This is a genomic window from Pelagibius marinus, assembly GCF_014925385.1.
GTDB lineage: Bacteria > Pseudomonadota > Alphaproteobacteria > Kiloniellales > Kiloniellaceae > Pelagibius > Pelagibius marinus.
This window is the reverse complement of sequence record NZ_JACSDK010000009.1, coordinates 310,738-329,377: the sequence shown is the minus strand read 5'-3', so window position 1 is coordinate 329,377 and position 18,640 is coordinate 310,738. Positions and strand designations below refer to the sequence as shown.

Genomic DNA, 18,640 nt, shown 5'->3' with positions numbered 1-18,640 from the left:
CGATGAGCCCGATCCGCGACTCCCTCGATCGCGCCCTGCTGGACCGCTGGCAACGCGACTTTCCCTTGGTATCGCGGCCCTTCGCCGAAATCGGACGCCGGCTGGATATCCCGGAAGCGGAGGTGCTGGAGCGGCTGTTGCGGCTTTCGGAGGCGGGGGCGATCAGCCGTATCGGCGCGACCTGCCGGCCCAACGTCGCGGGGGCCAGCACGCTGGCCGCGGTAGCGGCGCCGGAATTCCGCATCGACGAAATCGCGGAAGTGATCGGTGGGGAGCCGGGCGTGAACCACTCCTACCTGCGCGAGAACGACTGGAACATCTGGTTCGTGGCGACCGGCCCGGACCGCGACCATGTCGAGACGACGCTGGCCCGTATCCACCGGCGCACGGGGCTGGAGGTTCTGGACCTGCCCCTGGTGCGGCCCTTCAACATCAGCCTCGCTTTCGCGCTTGACGGGCCGGGGCATCTGCCGCCGGCGCGCGACGACGTCGATGCGGGCGTGCTGCTGCCGGGCGACCGGGAAATCATGCAGGGTCTGTCCACGGGGCTGCCGATCATGGCAAGTCCCTTCGCCGAGTTCGCGCGCGAGCTGGGCCGGCCGGAAGAAGAGGTGCTCTCGCGCATTGCCGCGCTGGCGGCGGCGGGCGTGCTTTCGCGCATCGGCGTGATCCTGCGGCACCGGGCGCTCGGCTGGCGCTCCAACGCCATGGTGGTCTGGGACCTGCCGCCGGAGGAGGCCGATCGGATCGGCCCGGCCCTGGCGGCGGTGTCGGGGGTGACGCTGTGCTACCAGCGCCGCCCGGCCGCCCGGGTCTGGCCCTACACGCTCTACTGCATGATCCACGCGCGCTCGCGGCGCGAGGCCATGATCGTGCTCGACCGCGCCTGCGAGGAAACGGGTCTGGCCGGGGTCCCGCACCAGGTGCTCTTCAGCCTGCGCTGCTTCAAGCAGACCGGGGCCATGGTGGCGCCTTCGGCCGGAGCCGCCGCATGACGCGCCCGCTCTATCATCCCGACGCGGTGGACCGCCGCATCATCAACGGCCTGCAGGAGGGCTTCGCGCTGTCGCCGCGCCCCTTCGCCGAGGCGGCGGCGCGTCTCGGCCTGGAGGAGGACGAGCTGATCTCCCGGCTGGAGAACCTGCGCCGGCGCGGCGCCATCACCCGCTTCGGCCCCTTCATCGACGCCGCGGCCATGGGCGGGGCCTTCTGCCTCTGCGCCATGGCGGTGCCCGACGACCACTTCGACTTGGTTGCCGCAGAAGTCAACGCCTTCCCGGAAGTCGCCCACAACTACGAGCGCCAGCACCCGCTCAACATGTGGTTCGTGCTGGCGACGGAGCGGCCGGAGCAGATCGAGGCCACTGCCCGGGCCATCGAAGCGGCGACCGGCCTGGACGTCCTGCGCTTTCCGAAGCTGGAGGAGTTCTTCATCGGTTTCAGGGTGACGGCATGATGCTGGATGCGACCGAACGCAGGATCATCGAGGCGACCCAGGCGGGGCTGCCGCTGTCGCCGGCGCCCTACGCCGAGGTGGCCGCACAGCTCGGGCTCAAGGAACGCGAGGTGATCGACCTGCTGCGCGATCTGCAGGCGCGCGGCGTCATCCGCCGCATCGGCATCGCGCCCAACCACTACGCGCTCGGCATGGTGGCGAACGGCATGTCGGTCTGGGACGTCGACGACGCCGCCGCCAGCGACCTCGGCGCGCGGGTCGGCAACCTGGATTTCGTCTCCCACTGCTACCTGCGGCCCCGCGCCCTGCCGCGGTGGCCCTACAACCTCTTCGCCATGGTTCATGGCAGAAGCCGCGAGGAGGTCGAGGAGAAGCGCGCGGAGATTGCCGCCCTGCTGGGCGCGGCCTGCCGGCAAGGTGACATTCTCTACTCGACCCGCATCCTCAAGAAGACCGGCCTCAGAATCGGCCGGCAAGGGAAGGCTTGATGTTTCGTCTGTCCCACTACATGCGCCAGCTCGTGACGCCGACACTGCCGCGCCGCCGCAAGGGCCCGGTCAAGCCGGTGGTCATCTGGAACCTCACCCGGCGCTGCAACCTGCGCTGCCGCCACTGCTATTCCGTCTCCGCCGACGTCGATTTTCCCGGTGAGCTCAGTCACGCACAAGCCATGGGGGTGCTGGAGGATCTGGGCGCTTTCGGCATTCCGGCGCTCATTCTTTCCGGCGGCGAGCCTTTGGACCGCAAGGACCTCTTCGAGATCGCGGCCCGGGCCCGCGAGATGAAGCTCTACCTGGCGCTCTCCAGCAACGGCACCCGCATCGTCGGAGAGGCCGCCGACCGCGTCGCCGAGATCGGCTTCGACTATGTCGGCATCAGCCTGGACGGCATCGGCGCCACCAACGACTGGTTCCGCGGCCGGGAGGGCGCCTTCGAGCAGGGCCTCGCCGGCGTGCGCGCCTGCAAGGAACGCGGTGTGAAAGTCGGCCTGCGCTTCACGTTGACCGAGGACAACGCCGCCCAGCTGCCCGAGCTGCTGGACCTCACCGAAGCCGAGGGCGTCGACAAATTCTATCTCTCGCACCTGGTCTACGCCGGGCGCGGCGACAAGCACCGCGGTGCCGACGCGAGCTGGCGGCGCTCGCGCGACGCCATGGACCTGCTGCTCGAGCGCGCCTGGGCCGCGGCCGAGGCCGGCGACCCGCTGGAGATCGTGACCGGCAACAACGACGCCGATGCCGTCTACTTCCTGCAGTGGGCGGCGCGGCGCTTTCCGGCGGAGAATATCACCCACCTGCGCGCGCACCTGGCGGCCTGGGGCGGTAATTCCTCGGGCGTCGGCGTGGCCAACATCGACCCGCAGGGCAGGGTCCATCCCGACACCTACTGGTCCGACTACACCATCGGCAACGTGAAGGAGCACAAGTTCTCCGAGCTGTGGACCGGCAGCGATCCCATGCTGGCCCAGCTCCGCCTGCGCCCGCGCCCCTTGAAGGGGCGCTGCGGAGCCTGCGCCTACCGGGATGTCTGCGGCGGCAACACCCGCATCCGGGCGCTGCAGCTGACCGGCGACCCCTGGGCCGAGGACCCCGCCTGCTACATGGCCGACGCGGAGATCGGCGTCGAGTCCGAGCAGCGGCTGACCGTCACGCCGTTCCGCGGGAAGAGCCATGATCCGGCGCATCGCTTCCTCTAGTCTGCTCGCCGCGGCTGTCGGCTGCGGCCTGGCGGTCCCGGCGCTCGCCGAGCCTTCGGGCCCGGCGCTTTATGAAGAGCACTGCGCGGCCTGCCACGGCGCCGACCGGCTGGGCGGAACAGGCCCGGCGCTGATCCCCGAGGCCCTCAGCCGCCTGCGCGGCGCCAAGCTGTCGACCATCATCGCCGGGGGGCGCGCGGCGACCCAGATGCCGGCCTTCGCCGGGACGCTCTCCGAGGAGGAGATCGCCGCCCTGGCCGCCTTCGTGCGCGTTCCGCTGGCGCAGGTCCCCGCCTGGGGAGCGGAGCAGATCACGGCCAGCCGGACCTTCGCGCCGGATTACACGCCGGCCGGGGCACCGGTCTTCGAGGCCGATCCGCTGAACCTCTTCCTGGTGGTCGAGACCGGCGACCATCACGTCAGCGTGCTGGACGGCGACCGCTTCACGGTCATGGACCGCTTTCCGACGCCCTTTGCCGTGCACGGCGGGCCCAAGTTCACGCCCGACGGCCGCTTCGTCTTCATCATGTCGCGCGACGGCTGGGTGCAGAAGTACGACCTCTGGAGCCTGGCGGAGGTCGGCCGGGTGCGCGCCGGCCTCAACAGCCGAAACATTGCGATCTCCAAGGATGGCCTTCACCTGGCCGTGGCCAACTACCTGCCGCGCACCCTGACGATCCTCACGACCGGGGATCTCTCGGTCGAGCGGATTTTCGACGTGGCCTCCAAGGACGGGACTACGTCGCGGGTCTCGGCGGTCTACCAGGCACCGCAGCGCGACAGCTTCATCCTCGCCCTGAAGGACGCGCCGGAGGTCTGGGAGATCGCCACCGATCCCGAAGCCGGTGCGGTCTACGAAGGCTTCGTCCACAGCTACGAGCAGGGCATGGTCGAGGCGCTGCCGACCGCCGAGGGACTCTTCGCCCTGCGCCGCATCGAGGTGACCGAGCCAATCGACGACTTCTTCTTCACGCCGGACTACCGCAACCTCATCGGCGCCTCGCGCGACGGCGCGCGCGGCGTCGTCGTCAACCTGACCGTGGGGCGGGAGATCGCCGAGCTGCCGCTACCCGGCCTGCCGCATCTGGGCTCCGGCATTTCCTGGCTGCGCGACGGTCGCAGGGTCATGGCGACGCCGCACCTGAAGGAGCCGCGCCTGACCGTCATCGACATCGAAAGCTGGGAAGTCGTCGACACCATCGAGACGCTGGGGCCCGGCTTCTTCCTGCGCAGCCACGAGAACTCGTCCTACGTCTGGTCCGACGTCTTCTTCGGTCCCAACCGCGACGTCATGCACGTCATCGACAAGAAGAGCCTCGAGATTGTGAAGACCCTCCGCCCCGTTGCCGGCGCCACGGTCGCCCATGTGGAGTTCGACCGTGACGGGCGCCATGCGCTGGTCAGCGTTTGGGAGGACGAGGGCGCGGTCATCGTCTACGACGCCGCGACGCTGGAAGAAGTGAAACGCCTGCCCATGCGCAAGCCTTCAGGGAAGTACAATGTCTGGAACAAGATCACCTTCTCGGACGGCACCAGCCACTGAGCGGCGCGCCGCCCTGCTGGTGGCCCACGGCGCGCCCTCCGCGCCGGCCGGGCCGGAGCGGGCGATCCGCGCCCTGGCGGAAAGAGTGGCGGCCCTGCTGCCCGGCGTGACGGTCGCTGGCGCGACGCTGGCTGCGCCCGGCGCGCTGGAGGCGGCGCTGGCGGCCCTGCCGGGTACGGCGCCGCTGATCTTCCCGGTCTTCATGGCCGACGGCTGGTTCGTGCGCGAGAAGCTGCCGCAGCGGATCGGCCGGACCTGCGGCGGGTCCTTCGAGATGCTGGGGCCGCTGGGTCTCGATCCGGCCTTGCACCGGCTGTGCCTGGACTACGCGCTGGAGGGCGCGCGGGCCGCCGGTCTGCCCCCTGCACGCACCACTCTGCTGCTTGCCGCGCATGGCTCGCCGAGCGACCCCGCCCCGCGCGAGGCGGTCGCCGCGGCGCTGCGCATCATCGCCGGGGCGGCGGTTTTCCGCCAAGTGCGCCCCGGCTTCATCGACGAGGCGCCGTTCCTTGCGGAGGCGGCGCAGATCGAGGGCCCGGCGCTCTGCCTGCCGTTCTTCGCCGGGCGCGCCGGCCATGTCGCGAGCGATATTCCGCAGGCCCTCGCCGCGGCCGGGTTTGACGGCCTGCTGCTCGACTCCATCGGCCGGCATGACAGGGTCGCGGCGATCGTGGCGACGGCGCTGGCCGCCCGGGCCGGACGCCGCGCGGCCTGACCACGGACGCTAGAGAAGAGATTGAGGAGGACGCGCGCGCCGCCGCCGGGAAACTGAAGAGGGAGGAAGGTCGCCATGTGTGCCGGGAACAAAGGTCCGCCGCCGCCCGAAAAGAGCCGGATCGAACCGAGTTCGACGGCGCTTCTCGACGACCCGCTCGATTTCTTCTTCGCCGAACACTTCCGTCAGCGCGAGCTCTGCAACCTGCTCGAAGAGATGGCCCGCGCCGACCGCCTGGACCGGCGCCTGGCGGCGGAAGTCATTGCCTTTTTGCGCCATGACCTGGTGCTGCACATCCAAGACGAGGAAGAGGACCTCTACCCCATGATGCGGCGTCGTTGCCCCCCGGAAGACGAGATCGAGCGGGTTTTCACCGCGCTGACGGCCGAGCACGCCGGCGGCCGTGTGCTGGCCGAGCGCATGAACACCGGCCTGGAGGCGGCGCTGCGTGAAGGGCGCGCCGGCGCGGCGCAGTCCGGCCTGCGCGAGGCGATGCTCGAATTCGCGCGCAGCGAGCGGCGCCACCTGGCGCTGGAAAACGCGGTGGTCCTGCCGTTGGCGCGCCGGCGCCTGACGCCCAAGGATCTCGAAGCCATGGCGGTTCGCATGCGCGCGCGCCGCGCGCAGGAGCCGGCGCGGGAAGGGGCATGACGAAATCGGACGAGCCGGTCCCGCCCTCGACGGCTGGCCCCGCGCTGCTGCGTGCCGGCTTTCGCGTCTTCTTCCTCGCCGCGGGGGTCTGGGCGGTGGTGGCGGTGGCAATATGGCTCTGCGTCTTTCAGGCCGCCGCCGCGCTGCCGACCGCCTTCGACTATACGGCCTGGCACGCCCACGAGATGGTCTTCGGCTACGCCGCGGCGGTGATCGCCGGCTTCCTGCTGACGGCGATCCCCAACTGGACCGGGCGCCCGCTGCTGCAGGGCCTGCCCCTGGCGCTGCTGTTCGGCGCTTGGATCGCCGGCCGCGCCGCCGCCGCCGGCTCGGCGATTACCGGGCCGCTTGCCGCCGCCGCGGTCGACCTTGCCTTTCTGGTGCTGCTCTTCGCGGTCGCCCTGCGCGAGATCCTGGCGGGGCGCAATTGGCGCAACCTGCCGATGCCGCTGGCGCTGGTCCTGCTGATCGTGGCCAATGTCCTGATGCATCTCCAGGCCGCCGGCCTGGCGGAGACGGGCGGCTTGGGCCAGCGCCTCGGCATCGGCGTCGTGGTGCTGCTCATCAACCTCATCGGTGGGCGCGTCATTCCCAACTTCACCCGCAACTGGCTGGCCCGGACGAATGCGGCCGCCCTGCCCGCCGGCTTCGGACACTTCGACCGGCTCAGCCTGCTGACGACGGCGGCGGGGCTCGGCCTCTGGGTCTTTTTGCCCGAGCATCCGCTGACCGGCGGGGTGCTGCTCGCCGCCGGTGGGCTGAACCTGGCGCGCCTGGCGCGCTGGCAGGGCCTGCGCACGCTGGCCGAGCCCCTGGTGTGGAGCTTGCATCTCGGCTTCGCCTGGGTGCCGCTGGGCCTCGCATTGCTGGGCCTGGGTGTGCTGCTGCCGGAGGTCCTGGCGCCCACCGCCGGCCTGCACGCGCTGACCGCCGGGGCCATCGGCGGCATGACGGTGGCGGTGATGACACGCGCCACCCTGGGGCACAGCGGCCGGCCGCTGACGGGGGACGGCTGGAGCGCGGCGATCTACCTGGGTGTTGCGGCTTCGGCGGCCCTGCGGGCGGCGGCTCCCCTGGCCGGGTCGGCCTACGTGACGCTGCTCTGGGCCTCGGGGCTTCTGTGGGTCGCCGCCTTCGGGCTCTTCGTCCTCCGCTACGGCCGGCTCCACCTCGCGGACTAGCGGCGCCTTGCGCCGGGATCAGAGACCCTCGGCGAATTTCCACAGGAAATAGGCGGCGCCGCAGAGGATGAAGCCTTCCATGAAGAGCTTGTGCACCCGAAGCGAGGTATTGCGCACGATCCAGCGGCCGACATAGGCGCCCGGCACGGTACAGAGGCCGATCAGTACTCCCTTGGCGAGCAGGGGCGCGCCCAGCAGGGGCGAAAAGCCGAAGACCAGCGACTTGGTGAGGTTGAGCCCGAAGCCCAGCGCCGCCACGGTGCCGACCAGGTATTCGCCGGCCAGGCCGAAGCCGAGCAGGAAGGGCGCCAGCATCATGCCGGCCCCGAAGGTGGAGCCGGAGATCAGGCCGTAGGGCACCGCGGCCAGGGCCAGCCCCTTCACGCCGACCTTGAAGTCGTGCTTTTCCATGTAGCGGCGCAGCGGCACCGAGATCAGCAGGAAGGTCCCGAGCAGCAGGGCGACCACGGCCACCGGCAGCGAGATGTAGATCACCGCGCTCAGCACGATGAAGGGCACCGCGGCGCCGAAGATCGCGGTGAAGGCCTTCCAGTTGACCGAGTGGCGGAACACCCAGACCCGCGTCATGTTGGAGACGATCATCGCCGTCGCCGTCACCGGTACGGTTTCCTTCACGCCCAGGATAGGCGCCAGGCAGATCGCCAGCAGCAGGCCGCCGGCAAAGCCGCCGACCGAGTGAAATACCGCCGTCCCGAAGGCTGCCGCGGTCACCAGCAGGACGGTTACCAGGTCCAGCTCCAACAAAGCTTCCCCTTTTTGTCGACAATCGCCCGGCCGGAGGCGGAGGGGCGGCCCGGAGGTTCTATACGTTTCCGGAGCGCTATTTTTGATCGACCGTGACGGAGTTTTCAATCCCGCGCGGATTGTCTACAATTTGTATGTGGAGAATGAAAGCCGGGATTACCGGCGGAGCGGGAGGATCATGGGGACAGAGGCGCCCAAGACGATCTTTGACAGGATCTGGGAGAGTCACGTCATCACCCGGCGCGACGACGGGGAGAGCCTGATCTATATCGACCGCCTGCTGCTGCAGGAAAATTCCTTCCACGCCTTCGACAAGATCCGCCGGGAGAACCGCAAGGTGCGCAACCCCGGCCAGGCCTTCGCCTTTGCCGACCACTACGTGCCGACCCGGGACCGGGCGCGGGGGCTCGATGCCATCGCCGACCCGGAGATCCGCAACATGGTCGAGCTGATCGAGGCCGACACCCGCGCCTACGACATCACGCTCTTCGGGCTGGGCGACATCCGCCAGGGCATCTTGCACGTGGTCGGGCCCGAGCAGGGCATCACCCAGCCCGGCCTGGTGATCGCCGGGGCCGATTCCCATACCTCGACCCACGGCGCGCTGGGCGCCTACGCCTTCGGCATCGGCTCCTCCGAGGTGGCCCACGTGCTGGCGGTGCAGGGGCTGTGGCGGCCGCGGCCGAAGACCATGCTGGTCGACGTGGTCGATCCGCTGCCGGCGGGCACCACCGCCAAGGACCTGATCCTGGCCATCATCGCGCGCATCGGCGCGGGCGGCGCCGTCGGCCACGTCATCGAGTACGCCGGACCCGGCATCACCGGCCTCTCGGTGGAAGAGCGCATGACGGTCTGCAACATGTCCATCGAGGCCGGGGCCCGCGCCGGCCTGGTCTCGCCCGACGACAAGGTTTTCGACTACGTGAAGGGCCGCCCCTACGCGCCGCGCGGCGAGGATTGGGAGCGGGCGCTGGCCTATTGGCGCAGCCTGCCGAGCGCGCCGGGCGCGGCCTACGACCGGCGGGTCGAGATCACCGGCGGGGAGGTCGCACCCATGGTGACCTGGGGCACCAGTCCGGACCAGGCCCTGGCGGTGACCGGGCGGGTGCCGGACCCGGCGGCCGAGGGCGACGCCGACGAGCGCCGGCGCATGGAGCGCGCGCTGACCTATATGGACCTGCGGCCCGGCCAGGACCTGCGCGCCATCGCCGTCGACCGGGTCTTCATCGGTTCCTGCACCAACAGCCGCATCGAGGATCTGCGCGCCGCCGCCGCCGTCGCCAAGGGCCGCCAGGCCCGCGTGCCGGCCATGGTGGTGCCCGGCTCCGGCCTCATCAAGCGCCAGGCGGAAGAGGAAGGCCTGCACGAGATTTTTCTCGGCGCCGGCTTCGAGTGGCGTGAGCCCGGCTGTTCCATGTGCGTGGCCATCAACGGCGACGGCCTGCAGCCCGGCGAGCGCTGCGCCTCCACCTCGAACCGCAACTTCGAGGGCCGCCAGGGCCGCGGCGGGCGCACCCACCTGATGAGCCCGGCCATGGCGGCGGCGGCGGCCGTGACCGGCCATCTGAGCGACGTGCGCGACCTGCTGGCGGAGGGCTGACGGCCATGGACCCTTTTGAGACCCTGAGCGCCGTGGCCGTGCCGCTGGAGCAGGCCAACGTCAACACCGACCAGATCTTTCCCGCGCGCATGATCAAGAAGCCGCGCGCGGTGGGCTATGCCCAGTTCACCTTCCACGACATCCGCCGCGACGACGCCGGCGCGCTGCGGGACGACTTTCCCCTGAACCAGGACAAGTACCGCGACGCCCGGATCCTCGTCGCCGGGGTCAACTTCGGCTGCGGTTCTTCGCGCGAGGGCGCGGTCTACACGCTGCTCGACTCCGGCTTCCGGGTCGTCATCGCCCCCAGCTTCGGCGACATCTTCGCCGCCAACTGTCTGAAGAATGGCCTCTTGACCATCACCCTGCCGGAGGCGACGGTGGCAGACCTGCGCAAGGAGATCTCCGCCGCCGCGGCTCCCCGCCTGACGGTGAACCTGGAGGCGGAAGAGATCACACGGCCCTCGGGAGAGACCCTGGCCTTCGAGGCGGAGCCCTTCCAGAAGCACTGCCTGCTGAACGGCTTGAACGAGATCGACCTGTCGCTGGAGTTCGCCGCCGAGATCGATGCCTTCGAGCAGGCGCACCGCGCGCGCCTGCCCTGGCTGGCCGTTGAAGAAGGGTGACACTGGCTATGCGCCTGCGTGAAATCAGTCTCCACCGCGTCGACCTGCCGCTGACGACGCCCTACCGCCTGTCCTACCGAACCTTCGAGAGCTTCGAGCCCCTGCTGGTGGAGGTTCGCGACGAGGCCGGGGCGGTCGGCTGGGGCGAGCAGCACATCTCGCCGGGCTCCAGCGCCGAGACCCGCGAGGGCGGCTGGGCCTTCGCGCGGGAGATGGCCGAGCAGCTGCTCGGCATGGAGGCGGAAGAGGCCAAGCGCCGGGTGCTGGCCCGCTCGAAAGAAAGCAAGGTCGCGGCCACGGCGCTGGTCACCGCCATCGAGATGCTGGAAGGGGCCGAACGCCTGGTCAACAAGACCGAGCGGCGCTTCCGCCTGCTCACCGCCTTCAACGCCAGCGAGCGCGGCGCCATCGCCGAGGAGGTGGAGCAGCGCCTGGAGCAGGGCTTCCGCACCTTCAAGATCAAGGTCGGCAAGGACCTGGCGGGGGACATCGAACGCCTGGTCTGGATTCAGGAATGCGTGGCCGGGCGCGCGACGCTGCGCATCGACGCCAACCGCGCCTACAGCCGCGAAGCGGGCTGCTGCTTCGCCGCCGCCATCGATCCGGCGGGCGTCGAGCTCTTCGAGCAGCCCTGCGCGGCCGAGGACTGGCAGGCCAACGCGGCGGTGGCCATCGTGTCGCGCGTGCCGCTGATGCTGGACGAGCCGATCTGCACCCTGACCGACATCGACCGCGCCGCCGCCATCGACGGCGTCGGCCTCTGCAAGGTGAAGCTGAAGCGCTTCGGCTCTTTGGCGGGCCTGGAGCAGGCGATCCGCTATCTCCAGGCCAAGGGGCTGGGCGCCGTCCTGGGCGACGGCCTGGGCGCCGAGATCAATTGCTGGATGGAGGCGCGCGTCGCCGACGGCCTGATCGACAACGCCGGCGAGTTCAACGGCTTCGTGAAGATCCGTCCGGAGGCGCGCCTTTTGGCCGAGCCGCTGCCCTTCAAGGCGGGCGAGATCATTCTGCCCGCCGGCTGGTGGCCGGAGATGGACCGCGAGAAGCTGCGCACCCGCTGCCTGGAGACACATCGCTTTGCGCCGCCCAGCGTCGGGGCGACGGCCTGAGACCGGCGGCGAAGAAGGAGGAAGACATGAAGGTTGTTCCCTCGGGCGCGGCCCTGGGCGCGGAAGTGCAGGGTGTCGATCTGGCCGCGCCCTTGGACTCCGCGACGGTCGAGCAGATCAAGGCGGCCTGGGACGCGCATCTGGTGCTGGTCTTCCGCGGCCAGCAGATGAGCGATCCGGACCTGCTGGCCTTCAGCCGCAACTTCGGCGAGCTCGACCCGCCGGGCCCCAATCCTTACGGCGTTACTTTCCTGCCTGAGTTTCCGGAGATCAACGTGATCTCCAACGTGAAGGACGCCGAGAACCGCCCTATCGGCAACCTGGGTGCCGGCGAGGCGGTGTGGCACGCCGACATGACCTACATCGAGACCCCGCCCAAGGCGGCGATCCTCCACGCGCTGGAAATACCGGTGGGGCAGGGCGACACCTACTTCGCCAACATGGTGGCGGCCTACGAGGACCTGCCCGCCGATCTCAAGGCCGCGATCGAGGGGCGGTCGGCGATCCACGACGCCGCGCACAACAGCGCCGGCATGCTGCGCAAGGGCTATGAGGAGATCAGCGACCCCCGGCAGACACCGGGCGCGCATCACCCCCTGGTGCGCCAGGACCCGGCAACGGGACGCCGCGCGCTCTTCCTGGGCCGCCGCCCGCACGCCTATGTGCCGGGCCTCGAGCCGGCGGAGAGCGACGCGCTGCTCGACCGACTCTGGGCGCATGCCACCCAGCCGAAATATACCTGGGCGCATCAGTGGCGGCCCGGCGACCTGCTGATGTGGCAGAACCTCTGGATCCTGCACCGCCGCGACGGCTTCGAGGAGACGGCGCGGCGCATCCTGCACCGCACCCAGATCAAAGGCGACGAGGCGATCGTCGCCTGACTTCCTGCGGCTCTCAGCCGCCGAAGCGCCCGGCGAAGTCGAGCCAGTCATCCTGCTCGACGACCACGTCGCGCTCGGGCAGGGGGCAGAGCAGCTCGGCCACTGCGCTTGAATCGCCGTCGCGGGCCAGTGCCTCCAGCACCTCGCCCAGGCAGCGGATGACGGCGCGCTGCAGGTCCGAGGGCACGATGACCAGCCGGTAGCCCAGTGCGCCCAGCTCCGCCGTCGGGGTGAAGGGCGTGCGCCCGCCGCGGAACATGTTGATCATCACCGGCCCGGTGAGGCGGCGCGGGATTTCGGCGATCTGACGTGGCGTTTCCGGGGCTTCCAGGAACAGGATGTCGGCACCGGCCTCGCGGTAGGACGCGGCGCGTTCCAGGGCCTTGTCGAAGCCCTCGACCGCGATGGCGTCGCTGCGCGCGGCGATCAGGAAATCGTCGTCGCGCCGGGCGTCGACCGCCGCCTTGATCTTGTCGGCCATCTCCGCCGCGTCGATCAGCGACTTGCCGGCAAGGTGGCCGCAGCGCTTGGGGAAGCCCTGGTCCTCGATGTGCAGGCCGGCGATGCCGGCGGCCTCGAAGCTGCGCACGGTGCGGCGGACGTGCAGCGCGGTGCCGTGCCCGGTGTCGGCGTCGGCCAGCACCGGCAGGCCGGCCGATTCCACGATCTGCGCCAGGCGGGCCGCCATCTCGGCCATGCCCACCAGCCCCAGGTCCGGCAGACCCAGGCTGCGCGCGATGGCCCCGCCGCTGGCGTAGACCGCGTGAAAGCCCGCGCGCCGGACCATGGCCGCCGACAGCCCGTCGAAGACGCCCGGCGCGAGCAGCGGGGCCTGCTCGTCCAGCAGCCTTTTGAATGCACTTCCCGGTCCCGGCATGACGCGCCTCCCTTCGCCGTGATGGAGTCGGTTTGTTCTTATCTCTGTCTACAATGCATGGGCGAAGCCTTCACCTCAATCGATGATGCACTGCGAAATTCTGCGCTTTTTTACAGGCCATTGACGTGCCGTCAATTCTCAGCGTTCATTTTTCAAGGTCATTTTGTTGACAATTTTGCCTCCAGTTGAGCATCCTGTATGTCGCCGGTCCGCCCCAGGGCGGCGGCGCGCTCGCGCGACCGCCTGGAGACCTGCCCCGCGATCAAAGCCGGTCCACGTAAGAGACCGGCGCCACAAAGGCCTAATTGGGAGGAAACCATGAAGACAGGATTGAAGACAGCTTGCCGCGGCCTCGCCGCTGCGGTCTTCGGCGTCATTGCCGCCTATGCCGCCCCGGCGGCGGCGCAGGACGAAGGCTATCCCTGCAACATCGAAGTCGTCATCCACTCCAGCTACGGCGGCGGCACCGACACCACCGCGCGCATGATGATGATCCGCACGCGCCGCGAGCTGAAGACCGACATGGCCGTCGTCGCCCATCGCGGCGGCTCCGGCGCCAAGGCCCAGAACTACGTCCTCAGCAAGCCCGCCGACGGCTGCACCGTCATGGCGCTGACCCAGTCGCACCTCTACACCATGGCCCGCGGCAAGTCGGACATGAAGATCGACGACATCGTCGGCATCGCCCGTGCCATGGACGACCCCACCTTCATCGTTGTGAACGGCAAGGGTGATATCAAATCCCTCGACGACCTGATCGCGGCCTCCAAGAAGGCGCCGCTGAACTTCGGCGTCGCCCAGATCGGCGGCACCGAGCACATCGGGCTGGCCCAGCTCGCCAAGGAGGCCGGCTTCCAGTACAAGGTCGTGCCCTTCGGCTCAGGCGCGCAGATGGTGCAGGCCCTGCTGTCGGGGGCCATCGACGCCACCCTGCCGAACGTCAGTGAAGCGCGGTCCCAGGTCGAGGATGGCGCCTTCCGCGCCCTGGCGGTGATGGCGGAAAAGCGCCTCGCCGATTTCCCCGACGTGCCGTCGACCTACGAGCTGGGCTATGAGGTGAAGACCTCGACCACCCGCGGCTACGCCGTTCTGGCAACGACGCCGCCGGACAAGGTCGGCATGCTCTCCGAGGCAATGGTCAAGGCGATGCAGCACGAGGTCTTCGCCAACTACCTGAAGAGCGCCGGCCTGACCCCGGAAGACAGCGTCGCCGGCACCGAAGTCTGGGACAAGCACCTGAAGGAGGAATACCAGAAGGCCGCCGATGCCCTGAAAGAGCTCGGCCTTTTGAATCAGTAATCAAACTTCGTTTCAGCCTCTAGGAAAACCTCATGTCCAAAGAGACTGACGGGGCCGGGGGCGTGGAGGACGCGCGATCGTCCGAGGGTGTCGCGCGCCTCCTCCATCCGGTCGATACTCTCCTGGCGATCCTCATTCTCTGCATCGTCGCGTGGCTCTACTACGAGACGACGCAGTTCGAGGAAGTCTCAGATCTCCTAACGCAGAACATCCCACCGCAGATGTTCCCACGGATTCTGCTGGTCATTGTCGCGTTGTTGGCGCTGGTGATGCCCTTCGAGCATATTCTGCTGAAGCGCAAGGGCAAGGACATCGACAAGGACCGGCGTGCGCCAGTCAAGCGCATCGCCTGGGTGACCATGGCGGCGCTGGTAGCGATCATCATTGCGGAGCAATGGCTCGGGACCTTGCTGACGATGGTGGCTGTCTGCCTGGTCATCCCTCTCCTTTGGGGTGAGCGGCGGCTGCGGTTCGTGCTGCCCTTCGCCGTCTTCTTTCCCCTCTGCGTCGCTTTCCTTTTCAGTGTTGTTCTGGGCGTCTACTTCGATCCTGGTGTGGCCGGGGTCTCGATCAGGTAGGAGCAAGTGATGGAAGCCGTTGCCGAAGGCCTCGGCCTTCTTTTAGATCCGTTCAATATCGCGCTCATTCTGGGCGGCGTCGTCATCGGCGTGCTCGTCGGGGCCCTGCCGGGCTTGAGCTCGCCCATGGCAATCGCCCTGCTGATTCCCTTCACCATCCAGTTTGAGCCGGTGCCCGCCATCTCCATGATGGCGGCGCTCTACTGTGCCGGCACCTTCGGTGGTTCCATCACGGCGATCCTGATCAATGCGCCGGGTGCGCCACCGGCGGCGGCCACCGCTCTCGATGGTTATCCCATGGCCAAGAAAGGAGAACCCGGTCGCGCCTTGGGGCTGGCGACCGTGTCGAGCGTCACGGGTGGGGTCTTCAGCCTGATTGTCTTCATCTTTGCCGCCCCGCTGCTTGCCTCGGTGGCGCTGGAGTTCCGGCCGCAGGAGTATTTCGCCCTGGCGGTCTTCGCGCTTTCCATGCTGGCCTCCATGAGCGGCAGGTCATCCCTGCGCAACCTCATTTCCGGTGCCGTCGGCGTGTTGATCGGCACGATAGGTCTGCATCTGACCACAGGCGTTGAGCGCTTCACCTTCGATATTCCGGAGTTGGAGGAAGGCATCAATTTTGTGCCGGTACTGATCGGGCTTTTTGCCTTGGGCGAGATGCTCAATCAATCGCAGGTCTTGGACAAGGCTTTCGAGCGGATCCGCGCGACAGCCACCAAGCTGCCGAGCATCAAGGAACTCAAGGAGCTCAAGTTCACCATCCTGCGTTCCTCGGTTCTCGGTACCTTCATCGGCATCCTTCCCGCCGAGGGCTCCACCGTCGCGGCCATCATGGGCTACAACGAGGCCAAGCGCTGGTCGAAGAAGAAAGAGGAGTTCGGCAGCGGCACGCCGGAAGGTATCGTCGGGCCGGAGGCGGCCAACAACGCCGCGGCCGGCGGCGCCATGGTGCCGACGCTGGCGCTCGGCATCCCTGGCAGCGGCTCCACCGCGCTGATTCTGGCGGCCCTCATCATGCACGGCTTCCGGCCGGGACCCTACCTGATCAACGAGACGCCGGAGTTCATCTACGCCATCTTCGGCGCCATGCTGGTCGCCAATCTGGGTTTCCTCGTCATCGGCCTGGTCGGCGCGAAGTTCTTCTCCCTTGTCACCTTCGTGCCGAGCCGCCTGCTGTGGCCGGCGGTCTTCGTCTTCTCGATGGTCGGTTCCTATGCCTACGGTGCCTCCATGTTCGATGTCTGGGTGATGTTGATCTCCGGCATCGTCGGTTTCCTCATGATGCGCCACGGCTTCTCGCCGGCGCCGCTGGTGATGGGCCTGATCCTCGGCAAACTGGTGGAGGAGACCTTCTCCCAGGCGATGATTATCCACGACAACAACTTCTTCAGGCTCTTCGAGAGCCCCATCGTGCTGCTGTTCTTTGCGCTGACCCTGCTCAGCCTCTCCTCGCCGCTCTGGGCCCTGTTCCGCGACAGGCGCCGCGCGGCCAAAGAGGCGACTTGAGGGGAGGCGATGAGCACGGGAGACTCATACCGGGTGGCGATCGTCACCGGCGCGGCGCGCAACATCGGCCGCGCGGCCGCGCTGGCGCTGGCGCGCCAGGGCTTCGCCGTGCTGGTGCACAGCGGCTCCGACAAGGAAGGCGCCGAGGAAACGGCGGGACTGGTCGAACAGGCGGGGCCTCCGGCCAGGGTGACGCTGGGCGACCTCACCGAGGAGGCGACGTCCGCGCGGCTGGTCGAGGCGGCCGCGGCGCTGGGCCGGCCGGCCGTCCTGGTGAACAACGCGGCGCTGCGCCGGGCGGTGCCTTTCGAGGAGATGGACCTGGCGGAGTGGCGCGCGGTCCTGGCAGTCAACCTCGACGCCGCCTTCCTGTGCAGCCGCGCCGTGATCGCGCCGATGCTGGAAGCGGGCTGGGGGCGCATCATCAACATCGGCGGCCTGTCCGGCCACAGGGGGGCGGCGAAACGGGCCCACGTGGTGGCCTCCAAGGCCGCCCTGGTCGGCCTGTCCAAGGCGCTGGCGATCGAATACGCCGGGCGCGGCGTCACCGCCAACTGCGTCGTCCCCGGCGAGATCGAGACCCGACGCGGCGCCTCGGCGGGCGCGCGCGGCCAGCATCCGGACAAGGCGCTGCCGCCGGTCGGCCGGCGCGGCACGCCGGAGGAGGTGGCCGCCGTCATCGCCCTGCTCTGCGGGCCCGAGTCGGACTACCTGACCGGCCAGACCTTCCACGTCAACGGCGGGGTCTATCTGCCATGAGCGAGGCCGGCATCCTGACGCAAGAAGAGGCGGCGCTGGCCGAGGTCGTTGCCGGCTGGGCCGACGGCCTCAGCGCGGAAGCTGTTCCCGCGGCGGTGCGCACGGCGCTGACCCGCACCCTGATGGACTCCCTGGGCCTCATGGTGGCGGCGCGGCGCGAAACCTACATCGAGTCCATCGTCCAGGCAGCCGACGGCAACGGGCCCTGCAGCATCGTCGGTCGCCCCGGCGGCTTCGACGTGATGACCGCGGCGCTGGCCAACGGCACGGCGGTTCACGGCGAGGACTACGACGACACCTTCGAGGGCACGCCGGTTCACGTCGGCGCGGTCATGGTGCCGGCCATCCTGGCGGCGGGGGAGCAGCGCAACCTTTCGGGTGAGGACCTGCTGCGGGGTCTGGCCGTCGGCGCCGAGCTGATCTGCCGGCTCGCCCTGGTCGCGCCCACGGCCATGCACCGCCAGGGCTTCCATCCCACCGCGGTCTGCGGCGCCTTCGGCGCGGCGGCGGGGGTGGCGACCGCCCTGCGCCTGCCGCCCGCGCAGATCGCCTCGGCGCTGGGCATTGTCGGCTCCCTGGCCTCGGGCATCATCGAGTACCTGGCCGAGGGCACCTGGACAAAGCGGCTGCATCCCGGCTGGGCGGCCGGTGCCGGCTGGCGCGCGGCGCGGCTGGCGGAAAGCGGCTTCATCGGGCCGCGCACGGTCTTCGAGGGCGAGCACGGCGCCTTCCATGCCTTTGCCGTGCCGGGCATCCCGCGCGACTTCTCGCACCTGGGCGAAGGCTGGGGCAGCCGCTGGGAAGTCGCCAACCTGGCCTTCAAGCCCTATGCCTGCGGGACCATGGCGCAGCCCTTCATCGACTGCGCCCTGAAGCTGCGCGATGAGATCGACGACCTCTCGGAGATCGAGACCATCGTCGCCAAGGTCGGCGAGGGGACGGTGCACCGCCTCTGGGAGCCGCGCGCCGAGAAGGCCCGCCCCTCGACGCCCTACGGCGCCAAGTTCTCGGTGCCCTACTGCGTCGCGGTGGCGCTGCTCGACGGCGGCGCGGGCCTGGAGCAGTTCACCGAGGCGCGCATCGCCGACCCGGCGGTGCTGGCCCAGGCGGCCAAGGTGACCTATGAGATCGACCCGGCGAACGAATATCCCCGGAACTACACCGGCGACCTGGTGGTGACGCTGAAGGACGGCCGGCGGCTGGCAGCGAACCAGCCCTGCCTGCGCGGCGGCCGCGGCGCGCCGCTGGAGGAGGCCGAGCTGTGGGAAAAGTTCCGCGGCAACCTGCGCTTCGGCGGCTGGAGCGACGACCAGGCCGAGGCGCTGGCCGCCTTCGCCCGCGACGCCTTCACCGCCGCGGATGCCGGTGGCCTGAAGCAAGTCGCGCGGCACAGCTAAAACC

The 18,640-nt window shown here is 69.2% G+C and carries 19 protein-coding genes; 17 read left to right on the top strand and 2 right to left on the bottom strand.

Annotated elements, in window-relative coordinates; all coding sequences use genetic code 11:
• Positions 1 to 2 precede the first annotated feature (2 nt).
• The 8 genes from ahbB (H7X47_RS11455) (at position 3) to H7X47_RS11420 (ending at position 7,242) form a co-directional block, all read left to right on the top strand.
• Positions 3 to 995: a siroheme decarboxylase subunit beta gene (gene ahbB / locus H7X47_RS11455; RefSeq protein ID WP_193368802.1), complete on the top strand. Its 993-nt coding sequence runs from the start codon at positions 3 to 5 to the stop codon at positions 993 to 995.
• Positions 992 to 1,456, top strand: a complete 465-nt coding sequence (locus H7X47_RS11450) for an Lrp/AsnC family transcriptional regulator (protein WP_193368801.1) — start codon at positions 992 to 994, stop codon at positions 1,454 to 1,456. The genes ahbB (H7X47_RS11455) and H7X47_RS11450 overlap by 4 nt, the downstream gene beginning before the upstream one ends.
• Positions 1,453 to 1,944, top strand: coding sequence for a siroheme decarboxylase subunit beta (gene ahbB / locus H7X47_RS11445; RefSeq protein ID WP_193368800.1), 492 nt, complete (start codon positions 1,453 to 1,455; stop codon positions 1,942 to 1,944). Before H7X47_RS11450 ends, ahbB (H7X47_RS11445) begins: the two co-directional genes overlap by 4 nt.
• Positions 1,944 to 3,152 (top strand): heme d1 biosynthesis radical SAM protein NirJ, encoded by a 1,209-nt coding sequence (nirJ, locus tag H7X47_RS11440; RefSeq protein WP_193368799.1) that lies wholly within the window; start codon positions 1,944 to 1,946, stop codon positions 3,150 to 3,152. Before ahbB (H7X47_RS11445) ends, nirJ begins: the two co-directional genes overlap by 1 nt.
• Complete coding sequence (locus tag H7X47_RS11435; protein ID WP_193368798.1) at positions 3,127 to 4,695, top strand: nitrite reductase; 1,569 nt, start codon at positions 3,127 to 3,129, stop codon at positions 4,693 to 4,695. The genes nirJ and H7X47_RS11435 overlap by 26 nt, the downstream gene beginning before the upstream one ends.
• On the top strand, positions 4,652 to 5,410 hold the full coding sequence (locus H7X47_RS11430; RefSeq protein WP_193368797.1) for a CbiX/SirB N-terminal domain-containing protein: 759 nt from the start codon (positions 4,652 to 4,654) through the stop codon (positions 5,408 to 5,410). The genes H7X47_RS11435 and H7X47_RS11430 overlap by 44 nt, the downstream gene beginning before the upstream one ends.
• 75 nt (positions 5,411 to 5,485) lie before the next feature.
• Complete coding sequence (locus tag H7X47_RS11425; protein WP_193368796.1) at positions 5,486 to 6,061, top strand: hemerythrin domain-containing protein; 576 nt, start codon at positions 5,486 to 5,488, stop codon at positions 6,059 to 6,061.
• Positions 6,058 to 7,242, top strand: a complete 1,185-nt coding sequence (locus H7X47_RS11420; protein ID WP_193368795.1) for an NnrS family protein — start codon at positions 6,058 to 6,060, stop codon at positions 7,240 to 7,242. The genes H7X47_RS11425 and H7X47_RS11420 overlap by 4 nt, the downstream gene beginning before the upstream one ends.
• Positions 7,243 to 7,260: 18 nt before the next feature.
• On the opposite strand, the gene H7X47_RS11415 is transcribed toward H7X47_RS11420, so the two are convergent.
• Positions 7,261 to 8,004, bottom strand: a complete 744-nt coding sequence (locus H7X47_RS11415) for a sulfite exporter TauE/SafE family protein (protein WP_193368794.1) — start codon at positions 8,002 to 8,004, stop codon at positions 7,261 to 7,263.
• Positions 8,005 to 8,185: 181 nt separating this feature from the next.
• Between H7X47_RS11415 and leuC the strand changes: the two genes are divergently transcribed.
• Genes leuC through H7X47_RS11395 form a run of 4 tightly spaced genes read left to right on the top strand, consistent with a single transcriptional unit; the run spans position 8,186 to position 12,223 of the window.
• The gene (gene leuC, locus H7X47_RS11410; protein ID WP_193368793.1) at positions 8,186 to 9,607 is read left to right on the top strand and encodes a 3-isopropylmalate dehydratase large subunit; all 1,422 of its coding nucleotides are present in this window, start codon (positions 8,186 to 8,188) and stop codon (positions 9,605 to 9,607) included.
• 5 nt (positions 9,608 to 9,612) lie between these two features.
• A complete protein-coding gene (leuD, locus tag H7X47_RS11405; RefSeq protein ID WP_193368792.1) occupies positions 9,613 to 10,233 on the top strand; it encodes a 3-isopropylmalate dehydratase small subunit in 621 nt (206 codons plus the stop codon).
• Between the two features lie 8 nt (positions 10,234 to 10,241).
• The gene (locus tag H7X47_RS11400) at positions 10,242 to 11,342 is read left to right on the top strand and encodes a mandelate racemase/muconate lactonizing enzyme family protein (protein ID WP_193368791.1); all 1,101 of its coding nucleotides are present in this window, start codon (positions 10,242 to 10,244) and stop codon (positions 11,340 to 11,342) included.
• Between the two features lie 26 nt (positions 11,343 to 11,368).
• Positions 11,369 to 12,223 carry a TauD/TfdA dioxygenase family protein gene (locus tag H7X47_RS11395; RefSeq protein ID WP_193368790.1) on the top strand — a complete coding sequence of 285 codons (855 nt, stop codon included), beginning with the start codon at positions 11,369 to 11,371 and terminating at the stop codon, positions 12,221 to 12,223.
• Between the two features lie 13 nt (positions 12,224 to 12,236).
• Here H7X47_RS11395 and H7X47_RS11390 read toward each other — a convergent pair whose 3' ends face one another.
• Positions 12,237 to 13,100 carry an isocitrate lyase/PEP mutase family protein gene (locus tag H7X47_RS11390; RefSeq protein WP_193368789.1) on the bottom strand — a complete coding sequence of 288 codons (864 nt, stop codon included), beginning with the start codon at positions 13,098 to 13,100 and terminating at the stop codon, positions 12,237 to 12,239.
• 318 nt (positions 13,101 to 13,418) lie between these two features.
• On the opposite strand from H7X47_RS11390, the gene H7X47_RS11385 reads away from it, so the two are divergent.
• From H7X47_RS11385 to H7X47_RS11365, 5 genes are read left to right on the top strand one after another with little or no spacing between them, the layout of a single operon-like run.
• Positions 13,419 to 14,399, top strand: coding sequence for a Bug family tripartite tricarboxylate transporter substrate binding protein (locus H7X47_RS11385; protein ID WP_193368788.1), 981 nt, complete (start codon positions 13,419 to 13,421; stop codon positions 14,397 to 14,399).
• A 32-nt stretch (positions 14,400 to 14,431) separates the two neighbouring features.
• Positions 14,432 to 14,977: a tripartite tricarboxylate transporter TctB family protein gene (locus H7X47_RS11380; protein ID WP_193368787.1), complete on the top strand. Its 546-nt coding sequence runs from the start codon at positions 14,432 to 14,434 to the stop codon at positions 14,975 to 14,977.
• A 9-nt stretch (positions 14,978 to 14,986) separates the two neighbouring features.
• Entirely contained in the window at positions 14,987 to 16,480 is a 1,494-nt protein-coding gene (locus H7X47_RS11375; protein WP_193368786.1) for a tripartite tricarboxylate transporter permease, read from the top strand.
• 9 nt (positions 16,481 to 16,489) lie between these two features.
• Positions 16,490 to 17,239: an SDR family oxidoreductase gene (locus tag H7X47_RS11370; protein WP_193368785.1), complete on the top strand. Its 750-nt coding sequence runs from the start codon at positions 16,490 to 16,492 to the stop codon at positions 17,237 to 17,239.
• Positions 17,236 to 18,636, top strand: a complete 1,401-nt coding sequence (locus H7X47_RS11365; protein ID WP_193368784.1) for an MmgE/PrpD family protein — start codon at positions 17,236 to 17,238, stop codon at positions 18,634 to 18,636. Before H7X47_RS11370 ends, H7X47_RS11365 begins: the two co-directional genes overlap by 4 nt.
• Positions 18,637 to 18,640: the final 4 nt, after the last annotated feature.

What these genes read in the sequence shown, in the direction of transcription:
- H7X47_RS11420 (WP_193368795.1), top strand. Translation starts at nt 6,058, where the DNA reads ATGACGAAATCGGACGAGCCGGTCCCGCCCTCGACGGCTGGCCCCGCG.
- nirJ (WP_193368799.1), top strand. Translation starts at nt 1,944, where the DNA reads ATGTTTCGTCTGTCCCACTACATGCGCCAGCTCGTGACGCCGACACTG.
- ahbB (WP_193368800.1), top strand. Translation starts at nt 1,453, where the DNA reads ATGATGCTGGATGCGACCGAACGCAGGATCATCGAGGCGACCCAGGCG.
- H7X47_RS11370 (WP_193368785.1), top strand. Translation starts at nt 16,490, where the DNA reads ATGAGCACGGGAGACTCATACCGGGTGGCGATCGTCACCGGCGCGGCG.
- H7X47_RS11450 (WP_193368801.1), top strand. Translation starts at nt 992, where the DNA reads ATGACGCGCCCGCTCTATCATCCCGACGCGGTGGACCGCCGCATCATC.
- ahbB (WP_193368802.1), top strand. Translation starts at nt 3, where the DNA reads ATGAGCCCGATCCGCGACTCCCTCGATCGCGCCCTGCTGGACCGCTGG.
- H7X47_RS11395 (WP_193368790.1), top strand. Translation starts at nt 11,369, where the DNA reads ATGAAGGTTGTTCCCTCGGGCGCGGCCCTGGGCGCGGAAGTGCAGGGT.
- H7X47_RS11400 (WP_193368791.1), top strand. Translation starts at nt 10,242, where the DNA reads ATGCGCCTGCGTGAAATCAGTCTCCACCGCGTCGACCTGCCGCTGACG.
- H7X47_RS11425 (WP_193368796.1), top strand. Translation starts at nt 5,486, where the DNA reads ATGTGTGCCGGGAACAAAGGTCCGCCGCCGCCCGAAAAGAGCCGGATC.
- H7X47_RS11365 (WP_193368784.1), top strand. Translation starts at nt 17,236, where the DNA reads ATGAGCGAGGCCGGCATCCTGACGCAAGAAGAGGCGGCGCTGGCCGAG.
- H7X47_RS11380 (WP_193368787.1), top strand. Translation starts at nt 14,432, where the DNA reads ATGTCCAAAGAGACTGACGGGGCCGGGGGCGTGGAGGACGCGCGATCG.
- H7X47_RS11390 (WP_193368789.1), bottom strand. Translation starts at nt 13,100, where the DNA reads ATGCCGGGACCGGGAAGTGCATTCAAAAGGCTGCTGGACGAGCAGGCC.
- H7X47_RS11435 (WP_193368798.1), top strand. Translation starts at nt 3,127, where the DNA reads ATGATCCGGCGCATCGCTTCCTCTAGTCTGCTCGCCGCGGCTGTCGGC.
- H7X47_RS11430 (WP_193368797.1), top strand. Translation starts at nt 4,652, where the DNA reads ATGTCTGGAACAAGATCACCTTCTCGGACGGCACCAGCCACTGAGCGG.
- H7X47_RS11375 (WP_193368786.1), top strand. Translation starts at nt 14,987, where the DNA reads ATGGAAGCCGTTGCCGAAGGCCTCGGCCTTCTTTTAGATCCGTTCAAT.
- leuD (WP_193368792.1), top strand. Translation starts at nt 9,613, where the DNA reads ATGGACCCTTTTGAGACCCTGAGCGCCGTGGCCGTGCCGCTGGAGCAG.
- leuC (WP_193368793.1), top strand. Translation starts at nt 8,186, where the DNA reads ATGGGGACAGAGGCGCCCAAGACGATCTTTGACAGGATCTGGGAGAGT.
- H7X47_RS11385 (WP_193368788.1), top strand. Translation starts at nt 13,419, where the DNA reads ATGAAGACAGGATTGAAGACAGCTTGCCGCGGCCTCGCCGCTGCGGTC.